General features: G+C 36.9%; 19 protein-coding genes. 16 read left to right on the top strand and 3 right to left on the bottom strand.

The genetic code is table 11. The annotated features are described in order from the left end of the window. Positions 1-77 precede the first annotated feature (77 nt). The 4 genes from spoIVB to J416_RS05060 all read left to right on the top strand — a co-directional run bounded on the left by spoIVB (position 78) and on the right by J416_RS05060 (position 4,646). A complete protein-coding gene (gene spoIVB / locus J416_RS05075) occupies positions 78-1,361 on the top strand; it encodes a SpoIVB peptidase (RefSeq protein ID WP_003466343.1) in 1,284 nt (427 codons plus the stop codon). Positions 1,362-1,621: 260 nt separating this feature from the next. Beyond that, a complete protein-coding gene (gene spo0A, locus J416_RS05070) occupies positions 1,622-2,404 on the top strand; it encodes a sporulation transcription factor Spo0A (protein ID WP_003466341.1) in 783 nt (260 codons plus the stop codon). 107 nt (positions 2,405-2,511) lie between these two features. After that, on the top strand, positions 2,512-3,108 hold the full coding sequence (safA, locus tag J416_RS05065) for a SafA/ExsA family spore coat assembly protein (protein ID WP_003466338.1): 597 nt from the start codon (positions 2,512-2,514) through the stop codon (positions 3,106-3,108). A 185-nt stretch (positions 3,109-3,293) separates the two neighbouring features. Further along, the gene (locus J416_RS05060) at positions 3,294-4,646 is read left to right on the top strand and encodes an aspartate kinase (protein ID WP_003466335.1); all 1,353 of its coding nucleotides are present in this window, start codon (positions 3,294-3,296) and stop codon (positions 4,644-4,646) included. Between the two features lie 106 nt (positions 4,647-4,752). Here the strand turns inward: J416_RS05060 and J416_RS05055 are convergent, their stop codons facing one another. Then, a complete protein-coding gene (locus J416_RS05055; RefSeq protein WP_003466332.1) occupies positions 4,753-4,995 on the bottom strand; it encodes a DUF2627 domain-containing protein in 243 nt (80 codons plus the stop codon). A gap of 158 nt (positions 4,996-5,153) precedes the next feature. On the opposite strand from J416_RS05055, the gene J416_RS05050 reads away from it, so the two are divergent. The 7 genes from J416_RS05050 (at position 5,154) to J416_RS05020 (ending at position 13,383) form a co-directional block, all read left to right on the top strand. After that, on the top strand, positions 5,154-6,779 hold the full coding sequence (locus tag J416_RS05050) for a sigma-54-dependent Fis family transcriptional regulator (RefSeq protein WP_003466330.1): 1,626 nt from the start codon (positions 5,154-5,156) through the stop codon (positions 6,777-6,779). Positions 6,780-6,788: 9 nt separating this feature from the next. Beyond that, a complete protein-coding gene (gene buk, locus J416_RS05045) occupies positions 6,789-7,853 on the top strand; it encodes a butyrate kinase (RefSeq protein WP_003466328.1) in 1,065 nt (354 codons plus the stop codon). 79 nt (positions 7,854-7,932) lie between these two features. Next, positions 7,933-9,360 carry a dihydrolipoyl dehydrogenase gene (gene lpdA, locus J416_RS05040; protein ID WP_003466326.1) on the top strand — a complete coding sequence of 476 codons (1,428 nt, stop codon included), beginning with the start codon at positions 7,933-7,935 and terminating at the stop codon, positions 9,358-9,360. Continuing rightward, positions 9,353-10,354: a thiamine pyrophosphate-dependent dehydrogenase E1 component subunit alpha gene (locus J416_RS05035; RefSeq protein ID WP_003466324.1), complete on the top strand. Its 1,002-nt coding sequence runs from the start codon at positions 9,353-9,355 to the stop codon at positions 10,352-10,354. The genes lpdA and J416_RS05035 overlap by 8 nt, the downstream gene beginning before the upstream one ends. Continuing rightward, positions 10,354-11,337 carry an alpha-ketoacid dehydrogenase subunit beta gene (locus J416_RS05030; protein ID WP_003466322.1) on the top strand — a complete coding sequence of 328 codons (984 nt, stop codon included), beginning with the start codon at positions 10,354-10,356 and terminating at the stop codon, positions 11,335-11,337. The genes J416_RS05035 and J416_RS05030 overlap by 1 nt, the downstream gene beginning before the upstream one ends. A 20-nt stretch (positions 11,338-11,357) precedes the next feature. Further along, on the top strand, positions 11,358-12,626 hold the full coding sequence (locus tag J416_RS05025) for a dihydrolipoamide acetyltransferase family protein (RefSeq protein WP_003466320.1): 1,269 nt from the start codon (positions 11,358-11,360) through the stop codon (positions 12,624-12,626). Between the two features lie 133 nt (positions 12,627-12,759). Next, positions 12,760-13,383 carry a trimeric intracellular cation channel family protein gene (locus J416_RS05020; RefSeq protein ID WP_003466319.1) on the top strand — a complete coding sequence of 208 codons (624 nt, stop codon included), beginning with the start codon at positions 12,760-12,762 and terminating at the stop codon, positions 13,381-13,383. Positions 13,384-13,386: 3 nt separating this feature from the next. Here J416_RS05020 and J416_RS05015 read toward each other — a convergent pair whose 3' ends face one another. After that, entirely contained in the window at positions 13,387-14,094 is a 708-nt protein-coding gene (locus J416_RS05015) for a TerC family protein (protein WP_003466317.1), read from the bottom strand. A 259-nt stretch (positions 14,095-14,353) separates the two neighbouring features. Between J416_RS05015 and J416_RS05010 the strand changes: the two genes are divergently transcribed. The 3 genes from J416_RS05010 to J416_RS05000 all read left to right on the top strand — a co-directional run bounded on the left by J416_RS05010 (position 14,354) and on the right by J416_RS05000 (position 17,708). Beyond that, the gene (locus tag J416_RS05010; RefSeq protein WP_003466313.1) at positions 14,354-15,346 is read left to right on the top strand and encodes a BMP family ABC transporter substrate-binding protein; all 993 of its coding nucleotides are present in this window, start codon (positions 14,354-14,356) and stop codon (positions 15,344-15,346) included. A gap of 35 nt (positions 15,347-15,381) precedes the next feature. Next, entirely contained in the window at positions 15,382-17,199 is a 1,818-nt protein-coding gene (locus tag J416_RS05005; protein ID WP_003466310.1) for a sensor histidine kinase, read from the top strand. Positions 17,200-17,276: 77 nt separating this feature from the next. Beyond that, positions 17,277-17,708, top strand: a complete 432-nt coding sequence (locus J416_RS05000) for a BrxA/BrxB family bacilliredoxin (protein WP_003466307.1) — start codon at positions 17,277-17,279, stop codon at positions 17,706-17,708. Positions 17,709-17,771: 63 nt separating this feature from the next. On the opposite strand, the gene prli42 is transcribed toward J416_RS05000, so the two are convergent. Next, a complete protein-coding gene (prli42, locus tag J416_RS15690; protein WP_156809515.1) occupies positions 17,772-17,876 on the bottom strand; it encodes a stressosome-associated protein Prli42 in 105 nt (34 codons plus the stop codon). Positions 17,877-17,973: 97 nt separating this feature from the next. Here prli42 and J416_RS16565 point away from each other — a divergent pair, with 97 nt between their 5' ends. Continuing rightward, positions 17,974-18,612 (top strand): M20/M25/M40 family metallo-hydrolase, encoded by a 639-nt coding sequence (locus tag J416_RS16565; RefSeq protein WP_003466304.1) that lies wholly within the window; start codon positions 17,974-17,976, stop codon positions 18,610-18,612. Continuing rightward, positions 18,609-19,091: a M20/M25/M40 family metallo-hydrolase gene (locus tag J416_RS16560; protein WP_003466302.1), complete on the top strand. Its 483-nt coding sequence runs from the start codon at positions 18,609-18,611 to the stop codon at positions 19,089-19,091. Before J416_RS16565 ends, J416_RS16560 begins: the two co-directional genes overlap by 4 nt. Positions 19,092-19,103: the final 12 nt, after the last annotated feature.

Genomic DNA, 19,103 nt, shown 5'->3' with positions numbered 1-19,103 from the left:
AACGGGTTTAAAAACACTCCGCTAAGGTCAAATTAATGATACAGATTAAATTCTGTAGTTACAAGGAGGGTGATGTAATGACAAAAGAAATGTTAAGAAAAGGCATAGGATTAATACTCCTTGTTTCCATTATTGCACTTCCATGGTTCACGCCATTTCAATTATATCTTTCCATCCCCAACCAGTTACAATCATTTACCAATTCAGATGATATCAGTTTGCCCGTAATGGGAAAATCTGTATCATTAGAAAAAAACGGTTCACAAACAGTGAGACATGCCGCGGATATGGAAGTATTTCAATCGAGCCAAAGTGGCAATAGTGAATACGTATATAAAGTAGGGAAATTTCCAGTAAAGAAAGTAAACGTATCTGTTTACGATGAATTTTCCCTTATTCCTGGAGGTCAATCAATAGGGATCAATCTCAACACAAATGGTGTATTGGTCGTGGGTCACCATTTAGTTCAAACATCAGATGGTGAAGTTTCACCTGGAGAAAATGCTGAAATCAAAGTCGGCGATAATATTATTAAGATTAATGATCAAAATGTGACCAAAATGGATCAAATCACACCAATTGTGAAACAAGCTGGAGAAAATAATCAAGATTTACAATTGAAAATTAAACGTGGAGATAAAACAGTTGAAACCAAATTAACACCACAATATGATACAGATGATGAATCATATCGAATCGGATTATATATACGTGATTCAGCAGCTGGTATAGGAACGCTCACGTTTGTCCATCCAGAATCTAAAAAATATGGGGCATTAGGTCATGTGATTTCTGATATGGATACACGAAAGCCAGTCGATATTGATAATGGGTCGATTGTCCGTTCGAATATAAAGGAAATTCAAAAAGGTGAGCATGGTGTGCCAGGTGAGAAAAAAGCCCAATTTTTGCTTAATGATGTAAAATTAGGGAATATCACAAAAAATACACCATTCGGAATTTTTGGCAATTTAGAAGATGATGTAAAAGATAGTCGATGGAATAAGCCAATGCCAATTGCTCTACCTAATCAGGTGAAAGAAGGCAAAGCGAAAATTTTAACTGTTATAAATGGAGAAGAAGTGGAAGCTTTTGATGTTGAGATTGTAAATAGTATTGATCAAAACGCACCAGCGACGAAAGGGATTATTTTAAAGATAACGGATAAACGACTATTAGATGCAACAGGTGGTATTGTTCAAGGGATGAGTGGAAGTCCAATAATTCAAGATGGTAAGATTATCGGCGCTGTTACACATGTCTTCGTAAATGATCCGACATCAGGTTACGGCGTTCACATTGAATGGATGTTAAACGAAGCAGGTATCGATATTTATGAACAAAAGAAAGAAGCAAGTTAAGAAGTAGTCCTTGTGCTACTTCTTTTTTTTCGTAGTTCTTGAAAAATTGTATGTCTTGCTAAAATTTGTTATAGTAAAAATAAATATTTTTCGACAAAAAATAGGTGAAATCATCGAAATTAAGAGAATAAAGTAGTATAAAAAAGCATACAGAAAAAAATTGAAGTTTTTATCCATAAAAAAAGGAATTATCGCCTTTATGTCGAATTTGTACTATGAGATGAATAAGTACTGGAAACGTTTTGAAGGAGGAACTGGTAGTGGAAAAGACAAAAGTTTTGCTCGTCGATGATAACAAAGAGTTGGTACAGTTAATGGAGGAGTACTTAGAGGATCAAAATGACTTTGAAATTGTAGGTACCGCCTATAATGGAAAAGAATGTTTAGAAATGACCGATGAGGTAACACCAGATGTTATTGTGTTAGATATTATAATGCCTCATATTGATGGTTTAGCGGTTCTTGCTAAATTAAAGGAACAAGACCATACAAAACAGGTTCATGTCATTATGTTAACAGCTTTTGGTCAAGAAGATGTAACGAAAAAAGCTGTGAATTTAGGGGCATCTTATTTTATACTGAAACCATTTGATTTGGCGCATTTGGCAGAGCAAATACGCCAAGTTCAAGGGATTCAGTCAGCGGTTCAAAGTCCAAATATGAAGCAAACCCCATCCCAAAACAAGAAGTTTGATTTAGAAGCCAGTATTACGAATATTATCCACGAAATTGGAGTCCCCGCTCATATTAAAGGGTATATGTACTTAAGAGAGGCAATTACCATGGTGTATAATGATATTGAGCTATTAGGTTCGATTACAAAAGTGCTTTATCCAGATATCGCAAATAAATATAATACGACAGCCTCTCGTGTTGAAAGAGCTATTCGTCATGCGATCGAAGTAGCGTGGAGTAGAGGAAATATGGATTCCATCTCATCGTTATTTGGTTACACGGTTAGTGTTTCGAAAGCAAAACCAACGAACAGTGAGTTCATTGCTATGGTCGCTGATCGCTTACGTCTTGAGCATCGTGCGAGTTAAATGAAGAAATATGAAATTTTAAAAGTAAAAAAATTACGAAATTCTGTGTATAATTAACATATGTGACGGAATGATAAGAACATCTATATATTCAGGAGGTGCTTATCATGAAGAAATTGATACTATCTATTGTTGTGATGTTTCTTATCATTCCAGTAACGGTTGCGGCTCAAAGCCAATACACAGTGCAACCAGGGGATACATTATGGAAAATCTCCCAGAAATATAAAATTGGCTTATCAGAAATTATTGAAGCCAATGATCAAATTGAAAATCCAGATTTGATTTATCCAAATCAAACAATCACCATTCCTACATTAGATAAAATTAAACGAACCGAACACCAAGTGATACAACTCACCAATCAGGAAAGAGCACGCAACGGTTTGCCAAAACTAAAACCTGACTGGGAACTTTCCCGTGTAGCCCGTTACAAGTCTGCTGATATGCAATCGAATCAGTATTTTTCCCATCAGAGTCCTACTTATGGATCTCCATTTCAAATGATGCGAAATTTTAATATCTCCTACCGAGCAGCAGCAGAAAATATCGCAAAGGGACAATCAACACCTCAACAAGTTGTGAATGCTTGGATGAATTCGAGTGGACATCGTCGAAATATCCTAAATGAGCAATATACACATATAGGCGTTGGTTATGTCAAAGAAGGAAATTATTGGACACAAATGTTTATTGCGAAATAACAAGTGCTATATCTTTTAGAATTTACGCATTTTTCTTAAAATTTTGACATGCTTATATAATGTATTGCACAAACGCTACTATGCTCCGATATCTTCCGTATAAATGTTTAGTTTCGTTTAACAAAATCCATAAAAATATGATAATATTTTAATGATAGAAAAATAAACAATGGAGAGGTTATAACATGAAAGTAGCGAAGTTCGGAGGAAGTTCGGTAGCAAATGCTGAACAGTTAAAGAAAGTCGCAAATATCATTCGAAACGATTCGGAGCGAAAAGCTATAGTGGTTTCTGCTCCAGGCAAGCGTTTCTCTGATGATACAAAGATTACAGACAAGTTGATCGAAATTGGCGAAGCCTATGTTGAGAACAAATCTTATGCTGAACCATTGCAGTTTGTTTTGGATCGTTTTCAGGAAATTGCAACTGAATTGAATATTTCAAATCAAATTGTTGCTGAAGTACGAGAAGATATTGAATGTACTCTTCAATCTTCAGATAGTGATGCTTTAAAATTAGACGCTATTAAAGCGGTTGGTGAGAATTCTTCTGCAAAAGTGTTAAGTGCTTACTTACAATCGATCGAAGTACATGCGTCTTACTTAAACCCAAAAGATGCCGGTATTTTTGTTAGTGATTCACCAGGTGGTGCGCAAGTACTCGATGAAAGTTATGATCACTTATTGAAAATTCGTGAACATAAAGGCATTGTCGTCATTCCAGGTTTCTTTGGATATTCTAAAGATGGCAAGTTGATTACTTTTTCTAGAGGTGGTTCTGATATTACAGGTTCAATTGTAGCAGCAGGCCTACAAGCTGACCTCTATGAGAACTTTACTGATGTAGATTCGGTATTCTGTGTAAACCCAACGATTGTCGATCAACCAAAAGAAATTACATCACTGACTTATAAAGAAATGCGAGAATTATCATATGCTGGCTTCGGTGTATTTCATGACGAGGCACTTATTCCAGCGTTCAAAGCAGATATTCCTGTCTGTATTAAAAATACGAATAATCCAGAAGGTATGGGTACCATTATTGTATCGCAAAAAGAACCACAACCTAATCCTGTTGTAGGTATTGCAAGTGATACTGGGTTTATCAGCATCTATGTTAGTAAATATTTGATGAACCGTGAATTAGGTTTTGGACGTAAATTACTGACAATTTTAGAAGATGAAGACATTTCCTTTGAACATACGCCATCAGGAATTGATGATTTGTCAGTGATTATTCGTGAATCTCGATTAACAAAAGAAAAAGAAGAACGAGTGATTGCACGTATTAAAGAAGAATTGGATCCAGACACAATATACGTTGAGCGTGATTTAGCACTTATCATGGTAGTCGGTGAAGGTATGGATAGTACAGTAGGACTTGCTGACAAAGCAACCCATGCATTTACAAGAGCTGATGTAAATATAGAAATGATGAATCAAGGATCTTCTGAAGTATCGATGATGTTTGGTATTAAATCGGACAAAGTTGACGCAGCTGTACGATCTCTTTATCAAGCATTTTTTGAAGAAAATTAAAAACGAAAAGAAAGGGCTGTCCTCTTATCAACAAATGGGGGACAGCCCTTTATTTATCTTTTGGGTATAACTACACTTGATGAAGTGTGTGCAAATAATTTCTTGGTTATAATGTATACCGATTATGTTTTTGTCCTTTTGCTAGCTTCCTCTTACGGTCTCGATTATATATATATCCGCCAATAAATGCGAGTCCTGCGAAAAAAATAACCGTGCCCGCCACAAATTGAATCATTGTATTTATAAAAATGGGTGTAAGTTCACCAAAAAAAGCGTCACGAATTAATTTTACACCGTATATAGCTAAAAGGACAGGCGTTATTAAAATAGCTAGTGCAACAATCTTCAAAAGTATAACCTCCAACAAAACGATTCATTAACTTTTCCAAGTAGTATAGCATATTTATTTGAAAGAATAAATGACTACAAATTTGACTCGCTTCTCTTGCTAAATCTTGCAAGATCAGATATCCTTTAGGTATGAAATTTAATGCAGGGTGTGATGTGGTGTCTACCAATTATGAGATGATGAGTGGAGAGATTACCGATCAATTTTTCGCGAAAGCGCCATCGGGATTTATGTTAATTGATAAAAATTACTTAATATATTCAGCAAACCGGCAAGCACAGTTGTTATTGAATACAACCGAAGAGCAAGAACTCATTGGCAAACCATTTGGTACATTTTTATCACTTCAACCATTGGAAGAAGTTGTTCAAGGTAGAAAAGAATTGCATACGGAACAAACCAATGAGAACGGACAACGATTACTACTCACATATTTTCCTTTATTTGATGAACATCGGACGTTACATAGAATTGGTTTAATCATCGAAGAGGCAAACCATTTCAATCAAAAAGTAGAAAAGCATACGGATTATATGTTTTGTCAGCAAGCTCTCCATGCAATAACACAACAGTCAGAAGCTGCCGTTCGTATTCTAGCTTCTAATGGAAGTGAAAGATATACCAATCATGAATGGGAGCAAATTCGTCATCAGCAAATCAACATGAAAAAGATTCATGCTCAATTAACGAAAGCTCTACATCAACGACGGGGATATCAAGATCAATTCGTTAACGGACAAAATATCTATAAGATGCAAATTGAGCCTTTTTTTTCAAAGGGGAAACTTTTAGGTTTTGTCCAAATGTTGATCACTGACGAACATCAACAATTTAAAAGTCAGTTACATCAGATGAAACAAGTGATTCGACATTTAGAAAAAAACTATAAATACGAGGATATCATCGGAACAAGCTCAGAAATATTAATAGCGAAGGAGCAGGCGAAACTATTTTCCAAAACAACATCTCCAATTCTCATTCGAGGAGAAACGGGTGTTGGAAAAGCGATGTTTGCACGCGTGATCCATTCTGAAAGCGAACAGGGTGGAAATAAATTTGTTAAAATTGCCACGAGATCATTATCAAGAAACGATCAAATCAGAAATTTATTTGGTGATCAAGATCATACTGGATGGCTCACGCAATATACAAATGGAACGATATATATTGATGAATTATCTGAATTAACCATAAAAACACAAGAAAATATATTGTATTGGTTAGACCAATCGACGCCATCTCAGCGACCGAATATGATTTTTGGTACCACTTTATCGCTGGCGGACCAGTGGAGCAGTAACTTTTATAAACCGTTACTTGAACGGTTGCAACTATATCAAATTGCTTTGCCACCATTACGGGAACGGAAAGAAGACATAGAATCATTGACAACTTCCATCATTGAACGATTGAACGATGAGTTAAATAAGAATGTCACATGTTTATCAGATGAAACGAAAAAGTTATTTCTTACCTATCGATGGCCGGGAAATGTAGCAGAATTAGAATCGATGATGCGTCAAACATTTGTGAGATTAGCTGAGAATGAGGAAGTGATTCAACCTGAACATATTCCCTCACTTGCATTTAATCAAAATAAGGTAGTTCATACTGATCAATGCACATTACAAGCGTCCGTTGACCAGTATGAAAAGCAATACATTTTACAGGCATTAGATCAATATCAATATAATAAAACCAAAACTGCCAAAGCGCTTGGTATTTCCATACGTAATTTATATTACAAAATGGATCGGCACCAGATTGATCGGGAAGTTAGGTGATTCAGACGCATGTATCGTATCTTAGTAGTGAATCCTTTAGTTTATTCAACGAAAGTAGCTATCTTTGAGAATGAACAAAATTTGTTTGAGACTGAAGTGCCTTTTCAAATGAGGAAGGAGTATCATTTCATTCAAGATCAATTAACCGAACGTAAACAAGACGTGATACAATCCGTTGAAGAAATAGGTTTAGATCTTTCAAAAATTGATGCCGTATGCGGACGGGGTGGGCTGTTAAAGCCTATCAGTGGCGGTACTTATGTTGTTAATTCAAAGATGATACAAGATTTAAGGTCAGCAAACTATGGTGAACATGTTTCCAATCTTGGTGCGCTGATCGCGCATGAGATTGCCCAACAATTGAATGTGTCAGCGTATATTGTTGATCCTGTGGTTGTAGATGAATTAGCGGATCTGGCTAGAAAAACAGGCTTACCGTCAATTGAGAGAAAAAGTATTTTTCACGCTCTTAATCAAAAATCAATGGCTCGACAAGTAGCGAATGATCTTGGTGGTGATTATCATGAAATGAATTTCATTGTTGCCCACTTAGGAGGAGGCGTTACGGTTGGTGCCCATCGTTATGGAAGAGTTGTAGATGTGAATAATGGTTTTGATGGAGAAGGGCCTTTCTCATTAGAAAGGGCAGGGTCTTTGCCCAATCATGGATTAGTGGATCTTATGGATGAATATGGCAATGACAAACAAAAAGTACTTGAGAAAGTAATATATCAATCCGGTATCCAAGCCTATTTAGGTACGAATCGAGTAAAAGATGTGATTGAACAATTAGAAATCAATCGAGATGACACAGCTCCAGTGATTGAATTGCTGGCTTATCAAGTGGCAAAAGAAATAGGGAAACTAAGCCCCGTATTATACGGCAATGTCCAAGCCATTGTTCTGACGGGAAATTTAAGTTACATTCCACTGTTAACTGAATTAATTAGTCATCGAGTGAGTTGGATTGCTGATGTTTATGAATATCCTGGTGAGAATGTACTTATGGCATTGGCTCAAGGCACGTTACGAGTCTTGCGCAACCAAGAAAAACCGAAAAAATATGATGAATAGTGCAAGCAGCAGATTTTATTCTTATCGTATAAGTAAGCAATGAATATGTAAGTTTGCAAATGATAGAAAGGGTGTCGTTATGGCAATAGATTATGATTTGGTCGTGTTAGGTGGTGGAACCGGAGGGTATGTAACCGCCATTCGTGCATCACAACAAGGTTTCAAAACAGCAATCGTTGAAGCGGAAAAGCTTGGGGGGACATGCTTACATAAAGGATGCATACCAACAAAATCATTTTTAAAGAGTGCAGAAGTATTCCAAGAAATTCGTCACGCCAATGAATTCGGGGTAATGGTAGGTGAACCTACGCTTGATCTTAATCAAGTATTAAACAGAAAAGACCAAGTTGTTCGAACGCTCTATCAAGGGGTTAAGCATCTAGTGAATCAAGGAAAAATCGATGTATATCATGGTTACGGCAGTATCTTAGGCTCTTCCATTTTCTCACCAATGGCAGGTTCAGTTTCCGTTACATATGATGGGGAGCAAGAAAATGACATATTAATACCGAAGCAACTCGTGATAGCAACTGGTTCATCTGCTAAAACAATTCCTGGTATGGAACCTGACGGGAAAAAGATCTTAACTTCAGATCATGCCCTAGAGTTAGATGAATTGCCGCAATCGATCTTGATTGTCGGTGGAGGAGCTATTGGCGTTGAATGGGCATCATTTTATCAAGATGTTGGTGTCAATGTGACGCTCATTGAACAAAATGACCAGTTATTACCAGGTGTTGATTCGGATATTGCTGTTGAAATGAAAAAACGGCTAAAAAACAAGGGTGTTAATATCTATACAGATTCAACTGTTCTTCCTGAAACATTACAAATTCAAGATCAGTGCATGATCGAAGTTAACACTGGTAATGAAAATATCGTGTCGCTAAGTTCTGATGTCATATTGCTTTCGGTAGGGAGAAAAGCAAATACAATGAAAATTGGATTAGAAAATACCGATGTTCAACTCGATGACCAAGGTTTTATTCAAGTTGATCAAAACATGCAAACGAAAGAAGGACATATCTATGCGATTGGTGATGTCATTGGTGGTAAACAACTAGCGCATGCTGCGACCTATGAAGCAAGAGTGGCCATGGAACATATGAGTGGTCAACAGCCAACATATCTCTCGGATATGGATATCCCTACTTGTATTTATAGTGAACCAGAAGTTGCAAGTATTGGAGTAACAGAATCTGAAGCAAAGGCACAGGGCTATTCGGTCGATGTAACGAAAACGTCTTTACAAGCGATTGGTAAGGCGCATGTAAACGGGGATGCAAAAGGTTTTGCCAAAATGATCGTCGATAAAGAAACCAATGATGTTTTAGGCATTCATTTGATTGGAAAGGGTGTGACTGAGTTAATTGGACAAGCAAGTATGGCTCGCTACTTTGATGGCTCAGCATTAGAACTATCAGAAGTCATCTATCCACACCCGTCACTATCAGAATTATTGGGAGAGGCTGCATTAGCGGCCGAAGGGAGGAATATTCATGGATAACGAACAAAATAAGTTAGTAGAAAATCATGAATTGTTGTTAGAAATGTATCGAGAAATGTTACGCGCGCGGCGGATTGATGAAAGAATGTGGATATTAAATCGGTCGGGACAAATACCGTTTGTCGTATCTTGTCAAGGTCAAGAGGTTTCGCAAGTGGCAGCAGCATTTGCGCTTGATAAAGATCAAGATTACGCACTGCCGTATTATCGTGATTTAGGTGTCGTTTTACATTTTGGTATGACGACAAAAGAGTTAATGCTCCAAGCTTATGGAAAAGCAGATGATCCAAACTCAGGTGGTCGTCAAATGCCGAATCACTTTGGACAAAAAAAGAACCGAATTGTCACAGGCTCATCACCAGTAACAACACAAGTACCGCATGCAGCTGGTTTTGCACTAGCTAGTAAAATGGAAAAGAAACAAGCGGTTAGTTTTGTAACGATGGGAGAAGGTTCTACAAATCAAGGGGACTTTCATGAAGGCTTGAATTATGCTGCTGTTCAGAAATTGCCAGTTATTTTCATGGTTGAGAATAATAAATATGCGATCTCTGTGCCACTAAATAAACAAATCGCATGTGCGAAAATTTCTGATCGGGCGTTAGGTTATGGAATGGAAGGAATTACAGTTGATGGGGATGATCCGTTTGCAGTTTACAAGGCAGTAGATGAAGCGAGAAAACGTGCACTACATCATGAAGGGCCGACTTTAATTGAAACCGTATCGAACCGTTTGACTGGTCATTCAAGTGATGATAATCATCTAATGTATCGTACGGAAGAAGAATTGGATGAGGCAAAGGAAAAAGACGGGATCATTCAATTTAAAGAGTACTTAAAAGAACAACAGATCCTAACAGATGAAAAAGAAACAGAAATGGAAGCTGAGATCAAACAAGAAATTAATGAGGCGACAGAATATGCAGAGAATGCATCGTATGCAGATGTAACGACATTAGCCCATTATGTGTATTCTCAAGAGGAGGCGAAATAATGGCGGTTCTAACGTACATACAAGCGATTACCCAAGCAATGAAAGAAGAAATGCAACAGAATGAAAAAGTGTTTGTATTGGGTGAAGATGTTGGTGTAAAAGGTGGGGTGTTCAAAGCGACGGAAGGTTTGATAGAAGAATTTGGTGAAGAACGTGTCATTGATACACCTTTGGCTGAATCTGCTATTGCTGGCGTTGGTATTGGTGCGGCGATGTATGGAATGCGTCCTGTAGCGGAGATGCAATTTGCCGATTTTATCATGCCTGCTGTGAATCAGATTATTTCAGAAGCTGCAAAAATACGTTATCGCTCAAATAATGATTGGCATTGTCCAATTGTCATTCGCGCTCCTTATGGTGGTGGTGTTCATGGTGGACTTTACCATTCACAATCTGTTGAAGCTGTCTTTGCCAATCAGCCTGGGTTAAAAATCGTGATGCCGTCTAGTCCTTCTGATGCTAAAGGTTTGTTAAAAGCTGCTATCCGTGATGAGGATCCTGTTCTATTTTTTGAACATAAACGCGGCTATCGTTTACTGAAAGAAGACGTTTCTGAGGCAGATGATATCTTGCCGATTGGACAAGCAGCTGTGAAGAAAGAAGGTTCTGATGTCACTATCATTACGTATGGACTCTGTGTGCATTTTGCTCAACAGGCTGCTGAGAAACTTGAATCTGAAGGGGTAACGACAGAAATTCTTGACTTACGAACAGTGTATCCGTTAGATCAGGAAGCGATTATTGCTGCTGCATCAAAAACCGGTAAAGTATTATTAGTGACAGAAGATAATAAAGAAGGAAGTATCATTAGTGAAGTATCTGCTATCATTAATGAACATTGCTTATTCGATTTAGATGCACCTGTTCGACGGTTAGCAGCACCAGAAGTTCCAGCGATGCCATTTGCGCCAAACTTGGAGAAAGAATTTATGATGAATCCAGAAAAAATTGAACGTGAACTCAGAGACCTAGCGTCGTTTTAAGTAAGAAGGAGGGAAATAATTTGGCAACTGAAGCCATTTATATGCCACAATTAGGTGAAAGTGTAACTGAAGGTACGATTAGCCAGTGGTTAGTAAAAGAAGGAGACTATATTGAGAAGTACGATCCGATTGCTGAAGTGATGACGGATAAAGTGAATGCTGAAGTCCCATCAACTTTTTCAGGATATATAAAAGAAATTATTTCAAAAGAGAATGACACAGTTGAAGTAGGGACACTTATTTGTTATATTGACACGAATGAAGAAGCATCTGGGGCGTCACCAATCGTTCATGATCCTCAGAATCAAACAACAGAAGAAACAAATGAACAAGATCAATCAATGAAACATCGTTACTCACCTGCTGTTATGCGAATTGCACAGGAAAATAACATTGATTTGTCGACGGTTCAAGGTACAGGAAAACACGGACGAATTACGCGTAAGGATATGGAGCACGTTGTTCAACAACCAAAAACAAACACGGACAAAGCACCTAATGAAACGGACGCAACGGATATATCAAAAGAGGAAGCAATTGAAGAATATACGCCACCAACATTTAAGCGGCGGTCTATTGAAGCCAATCCAGGTGACCGGGAAATCCCAGTCACAGGGCTTCGACGAACTATTGCACAAAATATGGTTCGTTCAACTACAGAGATACCGCACGCGTGGATGATGATCGAAGTAGATGTTACCAACTTAGTGGCCTATCGTAATGCGGAAAAAGATCGTTTTAAGGAAAATGAAGGATACAATCTGTCATACTTTGCATTTTTCCTCAATGCTGTCGCAAAAGCGTTGAAAAAGTTCCCAGAGTTAAACAGTTGTTGGGCTGGTGACAAAATTATTCAGCGCAATGATATTAATTTATCAGTAGCTGTGGCTCATGGTCACGAATTGTACGTTCCTGTTATCAAAAATGTTGACGAGAAAAGCATTAAAGGAATTGCAAAGGAAATCCATCAATTATCGCAAAAAGCAAGAACCAATACATTGACAACAGAAGATATGGAAGGTGGCACATTTACTGTCAATAATACGGGTTCGTTTGGATCGGTTGAGTCGATGGGCGTGATTAACTATCCACAATCTGCCATATTACAGGTCGAATCAATCGTCAAACGCCCCGTTATTATAGATGATATGTTTGCTGCTAGAGATATGGTGAATTTATGCTTATCACTTGATCACCGTGTCTTAGACGGCGTGATTTGTGGTGATTTCATGTCACATGTTAAATCTATATTGGAGAACATATCTAGCGAAACAACGCCGATTTATTAAATCAGCATTTACAAGGGAAGTATGTAAAACGTATACTATATGTTGTATGAAGGGAAAAAGGAAACCGGTATAAGGTTTCCTTTTTGTCACCCAAACACATTCAATTATTTAGAAGAAAAAAGGGGAACAAGAAATGAGTTTTATGACATTTTTTGTCTATATAGGTACGATTGCTTTTGCAATTTCTGGGGGACTTATTGGTATTAAAAAACAGCTTGATGTCTTTGGTGTCATTTTACTAGGGCTAACAACAGCATTGGCTGGCGGAGTCATCCGCGATATTATGCTTGGTTATATTCCCCCTACCAATCTAGCAGATCCACAATATTTTTTGGTTAGTTTATTGTCTTGCATCATGACAATTTTATTTTATGAAAAAATCAAACGGTTCAACAACCATATGGTTCTCTTTGATGCGATTGGCTTAGCGTCATTTACTGCTGTTGGTGCAAATGCGGCTTTAATGCAAGATTATACACAACCATTTCTAGTGATTTCGATGGGATTAGTGACAGGGATTGGCGGTGGTGTTTTACGTGATGTTTTTGTGAAAGAAATCCCCCTTGTATTTCGAAAAGAAATTTATGGTGTCGCATCCATAACTGGCTCCATTGTTTTACTCGTTACGTATCAAACCATTCCTACAGTGCTAAGTTTGTATTTATGTTTATTCACTACATTTGTTATTCGTATGCTAGCTGTGAAATGGCAATGGAATATTCCAGTAGTACATCGGAAAACGAGTCAAGTAAAGTAATATTTATGATGCTGATGATGTCTTTTGGTTCAGTCGTTGATTCGTCACGTAACTTGATAGGAGAACACCGATCGTTACAATACAAGATAACAAGATAGGTATGATCCCTTCACGTAGTTGTAGCAAGTGAAACATCACCGAATCATGAATGATCATATCAGCTCCTGTATAAACCAATATGGCAGAGCCGACATAAATAAGCATTGGGTATCGTTCGAATAAGACCACGATAAATTTTGCTCCATATATCATAATCGGAATACTGATTAATACACCAATTGCTAAGAGAGGGATATTTCCTCTAGCTGCTCCAGCAATCGCGACGACATTATCTAAGCTCATGATGGCATCAGCTGCAATAATTGTCCAAATCGCCCGATATAAAGAAGAGTGGGAGGAGACATGGTGTGTTTCTTCTTTTTTTACAGTAATTTTATAACCAATCCAGATTAATAACATGCCGCCCACCAAATAAATGAGTGGGATTTTTAGTAAAAAAACGATACCACTGGCAAATACAATGCGTAATACAATCGCACCAGCTACACCGAATAAAATGGCTCGATTTTGATATTGCTTGTCTAAATTTTTAGTAGCCATTGCTATAATCAACGCATTATCCCCAGATAAGACGATATCAATGGCAATTAATTGCAACAGCATCATCCATTCAACTTGTCCTATGAATTGCGATAGGATATCTATATTCAATTGTTCACCCACCTCCGTTTTGCCTTCATTCCTAATTAACTCACCATATAATCCATCTTATGTTGAAGTTACTGGATTTATTACTAGAATATGAATTGAAAATGGTTTAAGTAAAATAACGGGCGAAAGTCGTTTCATATGAAGCACGGTATCGTGACGAATTTGATTGTCGAAATATAAGGAATCATGTAATTATATGTGTGCAAATGTTGATTTTTCATGTATAATATAAATGATAGTATCCATAAGGAGAATAATTATGCGTAACAATCAACAACTTAAAACCATTTTAACAATTACCGTGATATGTTCTATTATCGTTATTGTTGCATTAATATGGAAATCTTCAGTTATATTAACGAGTATGAATTCAACAGAGGATAGGGATACGCATGTAGCTGTTTTTACAACAGATGTAACAACAGATCAAAGTTGGGGTAGCCTAGCATATAAAGGCACCTTATTAATGAAAGAACAATTTGATGTTACAACCAATCTATATAGTGAAGTAGATTTAGAGAATGATTTACACAACCAAATTACAACGTCAATTCAGAATGGTACAGATATCATTATCGGTCATGGACGGGAATTCTCAGAGCCTTTTCAACGCTTGTCCAATGAATTTCCTGAGACACAATTTATCACAGTGCATGGCGATTATTACAATTCTAATTTAGCTGTTTATACGTTTGATCAACAAGAAATCGAATATGTTGCTGGAGTAGCTGCAGCATTAAAAACCGAAACCAACAAAGTTGGACTCATTGATGTCGAAAATAAGCTACATAAAAATTGGGGCTTTCCAACAGGACTTAAAGAAATGAATCCAGATATTAAACTATTATACGAAGTTGTGCATACGCGGAATAATAGTGATCGAGCTGTACGACTGGCTAAGAAATTAATAGAGCAAGGGGCAGACATCATCTATTCTAAGGGCAATGGCTATAATAAAGCTGTTATGAATTATGCCAAAGAACACGATGTTTATTTGATTGGATATTTAGAAGATCAATCATATATGGCAGAAAATAAGATGTTAACGAGCGTAGTCAATAATGTCGAGCAAGTCTATGTATCTATTTTGGAAGATTATTTTAGTGAAGATGGGATTCCAAGTGATAAAATATATTTAGATTCAGAAGATGGCGTTTATGGCTTGGCACCTTTAGGAGATATGTTTAGTCAATCGGAAAGAGATACAATTCAAGAAAAGAAAGAGGAAATGTTAACGCAAAATGATAGTTAATTGAATGAATTTGTTCGCATGAGGATGTGTATGGAATGAGGCATTTTTATAAAAAATTATCATTACGAAATAAATTATTAACAATCCTCCTTATCATTATCTTTATTTTTAGTGGATTCTCACTGTTTCTCATTCAGTCCATTGATGATGTAAGTGATGTGACCGAACGGATGAGTGAATCCAATCTGCCAAAATTGACATGGTATCAAAATTGGGATAGAGAACTTAGTATAAAAGAAGAGATGGTAAGAAATGCGTTAGAAAATGGATTGGATACATCTTTTATTCATCAATACAAAGAAAATCATTCAAGTCGTGAAGAAACTTCGTTACAAGGGGATGAATTACCTCAATCATTAGAAGAATTAGATAATGAAGTGCAGTTGTTAGATTTTCTTATAATTAATAAAGTCGGTGGATTATTAGAATATGGAGATGAAGATGCAGCGAAAAATGTCATTCATACCGAATATCTACCCAAAATGAATCAGTTAAAGGATCAAATCGAACGAGGTCAAAAAGCGGAATATGATAATTTTTATGACAATGTGAATACATTTCCGCAAATTATCGAGAAGTCGATATGGTTGCTTGTTATTATTACGGTGATTGCGATTGCCACTGCGATCTATTTTTCATACCGAATAAGTAAAAATATAACCAAACCGATTGAATCGATGGCTGATAAAGTAGATGATATTGCAAGTGGTAATTATGGAGAAACCGTTGAAGGATCAAATCAAGTTGAAATTGAACAATTAACCCAATCAATTAATCAAATGTCAAAGAGTTTGGAACAGTCGTTTTATACGATCATGAAGGATAAACAAAAGCATGAGCAGATATTAAATTCATTACCGATTGGGATTATTACCTACGATTGTCAGAGCCATGAATATTCAGTTAATTCATTTGTGACCAATTTACTTGGGATAACTTCCATTGATTTATCATCTGAAGCAATTTCTAAAAATTTGGAAGAACAACCGCTAATAAAGTTATTCTTTTCTGAGGAAAACTATCACAATCAAAAAGTAAATATGATCATTCATGGTGAGAGTTATGTTTTTCTTGTTTCACAAGTGACTTTGAAAGACGAACATCAGTTACCATCAGGGCGTATATTCTATTTCATTGATATTACTGAAACATCGAAGTTGGAAAAAAGGATTGTTCAATCAGAAAAACTTGCATTAGTGGGAGAAATGGCAGCAACATCAGCGCACGAGATTCGTAATCCACTAACGGTCATTTATGGATTTATGTCTCTGATGAAAGAGGCGTTGTCACCACAAGAATTGCAACGGTTTAATTTTAATTTAATGATGAAAGAAATGGACCGACTATATTCGATTGTTGAACAAATGTTATTAATGTCAAAACAAAAAGAACCCGAAGCAGAATTCGTACAAGTTCGTGACGTGATAAATGATCTTATTCCATTGCTATCCAATTCACTACACGCGAAAGATATTGACTTTGATATCCAATTGAATGATGAAACAATCTTAGCGGATGCTAGACAATTAAAACAAGTATTACTTAATTTAATTCGTAATAGCATGGAAGCTATTCAGTCAAATGGTCAAATCCGAATATACTCTGTCATTTCAGGCGATCAATACACCCTTTATTTGGAAGATGATGGGCCAGGAGTTCCACAAGAAATGAAGAGTGACCTATTTGAGCCGTTTTCCACATCAAAATCGAATGGTACTGGTTTAGGATTAAATGTTGTCCAAAGAATTATTGAAAATCATCAAGGAACGATTTCATTATATAAGTCGGATTGTAATGGAACGATTTTTAAAATTGAATTACCGTATGTGCGTTACCAAGTCGATGCTCAATAAGCTGTTTTGATTGAAATGTAAATAACGTATTGTTACGATAAAAGTAAGGATTTTCATGATAAGGGAGTTGTGCGAAAATGGAATTTAATTTATTTATGGATGATATTGTAGGTGCGGCAAGAAAGGAAATAACGGATGCTGGATATGAAGAAGTGACAACGCCTGAGGAAGTTGATGAAGCATTGTCACAAAAAGGAACGAGTTTAGTAATGGTGAATTCTACATGCGGTTGTGCTGGTGGTGTTGCCCGCCCGGCAGCGGCTAGTGCCATTCATTATGATAAAAGACCTGAGCACTTATTAACGGTATTTGCAGGCCAAGACCGTGATGCAACAGAAAGAGCGCGTGAATACTTTGAAGGATATCCACCATCTTCGCCATCTTTTGGTCTATTAAAGGATGGAAAAGTTGTTGAGATGATACCGAGAGATGAAATTGAAGGTCACAGCCCTGTAGAAGTAGTAAACAAATTACAACAGCTGTTTGATCAGCACTGCCAAGAGGTGTAAATGAAAGAAAGAAGAGAGACATTCGGCTGAAGCGAATGTCTCTCTTCTAACATTAAATAAAATTTAATTCGTAAATGCGGCTAACCCGTACGTGAAGGTTGATAATATCATCAGTGTGATCATAATATAAACGATAATTTTTACTTTTTTCTGTCGCTTGGATGCCACAATCTTCACTCCCTTATCAACTACTATTCTCTATTTTACATGGTATAAACGAAATCGACAAGCAAATACAAAGAGTTTTGAAAATAAGGAGTAGCACATGACAAAACAATCATTAATCGAAACGTTTATCGATCTAGTAAAAATTAATTCAGAAACAAAACATGAACGAAAAATTGCAGATCATCTTATCAATCTTTTTTTTGAGTTAGGATTGGAAGTTACTGAAGATGAAATAGGTGAAACCACGGATCACGAAGCTGGTAATTTAATTGTTCGTTACCCAGCTAATCAACCAGATAAGCCAGCCATATTCTTTACAGCACATATGGATACTGTGACACCAGGGATAGAGATTCAACCAGAAGTGAAAACAGACTACATTTATTCTGATGGTACAACGATTCTGGGGGCAGATGATAAAGCGGGTGTAGCTGCTATGATTGAAGCCATTAAACAATTATCATCAATGTCACTTACACACGGTGATATTTATTTTGTGATTACAACCGGTGAAGAATCTGGTTTAATCGGGTCTAAGTATTTTTCTATCGAACGATTACCAGTTTCTTATGGTTATGCGTTGGATAGTGATGGTGATGTCGGACATATCGTCACAACGGCCCCGGCTCAAAGAAAGATTTTCGCAACGATTACTGGAAAATCAGCTCATGCTGGAGTCCAACCTGAAAAAGGAGTTTCTGCCATAAGCATAACGCAAAGGCCATTGCCAAAATGAACCTAGGAAGGATTGATGAAGAGACAACAGCCAATATTGGAAGTTTTGAAGGAAAAGGGCCGACGAATATTGTCTGTGATCAAGTCATGTTATCAGCAGAAGCGAGATCATTATCGCGAGACAAGCTAGACAGACAGGTTGAGCATATGACCACTGTTTTAGATCATGTGGCGAATCAAATGGGAGGTGAAACAAATATTAGGACAGTGTCTATGTATCCATCCTATCGATTTGACGAGAATGATCCTGTTGTACACACCGCGATGAAAGCTGTTCAGCAATTGGGCAGGTCTGTACATTTAGTTCAAAGTGGTGGGGGAAGTGATGCCAATCATTTTTCTAATAAAGGTGTTCCTACCGTTAATTTAGGTATCGGCTATGAACATATCCATACGACCGATGAACGGATTTCACTAGATGAGTTGAACAAAATACCAAATTTGATAGTTGAAATTATTAAACAAGCAAACGTGTCATAAAAAGAGGCGATG

Origin of the sequence: Gracilibacillus halophilus YIM-C55.5, assembly GCF_000359605.1 — a bacterium.
Taxonomy (GTDB): Bacteria; Bacillota; Bacilli; order Bacillales; family Amphibacillaceae; genus Gracilibacillus; species Gracilibacillus halophilus.
Note: the sequence above shows the minus strand (reverse complement) of the source record. Positions and strands in the feature narration are given on the sequence as shown.

What these genes read in the sequence shown, in the direction of transcription:
- spoIVB (WP_003466343.1), top strand. Translation starts at nt 78, where the DNA reads ATGACAAAAGAAATGTTAAGAAAAGGCATAGGATTAATACTCCTTGTT.
- safA (WP_003466338.1), top strand. Translation starts at nt 2,512, where the DNA reads ATGAAGAAATTGATACTATCTATTGTTGTGATGTTTCTTATCATTCCA.
- J416_RS05060 (WP_003466335.1), top strand. Translation starts at nt 3,294, where the DNA reads ATGAAAGTAGCGAAGTTCGGAGGAAGTTCGGTAGCAAATGCTGAACAG.
- buk (WP_003466328.1), top strand. Translation starts at nt 6,789, where the DNA reads ATGTATCGTATCTTAGTAGTGAATCCTTTAGTTTATTCAACGAAAGTA.
- lpdA (WP_003466326.1), top strand. Translation starts at nt 7,933, where the DNA reads ATGGCAATAGATTATGATTTGGTCGTGTTAGGTGGTGGAACCGGAGGG.
- J416_RS05035 (WP_003466324.1), top strand. Translation starts at nt 9,353, where the DNA reads ATGGATAACGAACAAAATAAGTTAGTAGAAAATCATGAATTGTTGTTA.
- J416_RS05030 (WP_003466322.1), top strand. Translation starts at nt 10,354, where the DNA reads ATGGCGGTTCTAACGTACATACAAGCGATTACCCAAGCAATGAAAGAA.
- J416_RS05020 (WP_003466319.1), top strand. Translation starts at nt 12,760, where the DNA reads ATGAGTTTTATGACATTTTTTGTCTATATAGGTACGATTGCTTTTGCA.
- J416_RS05010 (WP_003466313.1), top strand. Translation starts at nt 14,354, where the DNA reads ATGCGTAACAATCAACAACTTAAAACCATTTTAACAATTACCGTGATA.
- J416_RS05005 (WP_003466310.1), top strand. Translation starts at nt 15,382, where the DNA reads ATGAGGCATTTTTATAAAAAATTATCATTACGAAATAAATTATTAACA.
- J416_RS05000 (WP_003466307.1), top strand. Translation starts at nt 17,277, where the DNA reads ATGGAATTTAATTTATTTATGGATGATATTGTAGGTGCGGCAAGAAAG.
- J416_RS16565 (WP_003466304.1), top strand. Translation starts at nt 17,974, where the DNA reads ATGACAAAACAATCATTAATCGAAACGTTTATCGATCTAGTAAAAATT.
- J416_RS16560 (WP_003466302.1), top strand. Translation starts at nt 18,609, where the DNA reads ATGAACCTAGGAAGGATTGATGAAGAGACAACAGCCAATATTGGAAGT.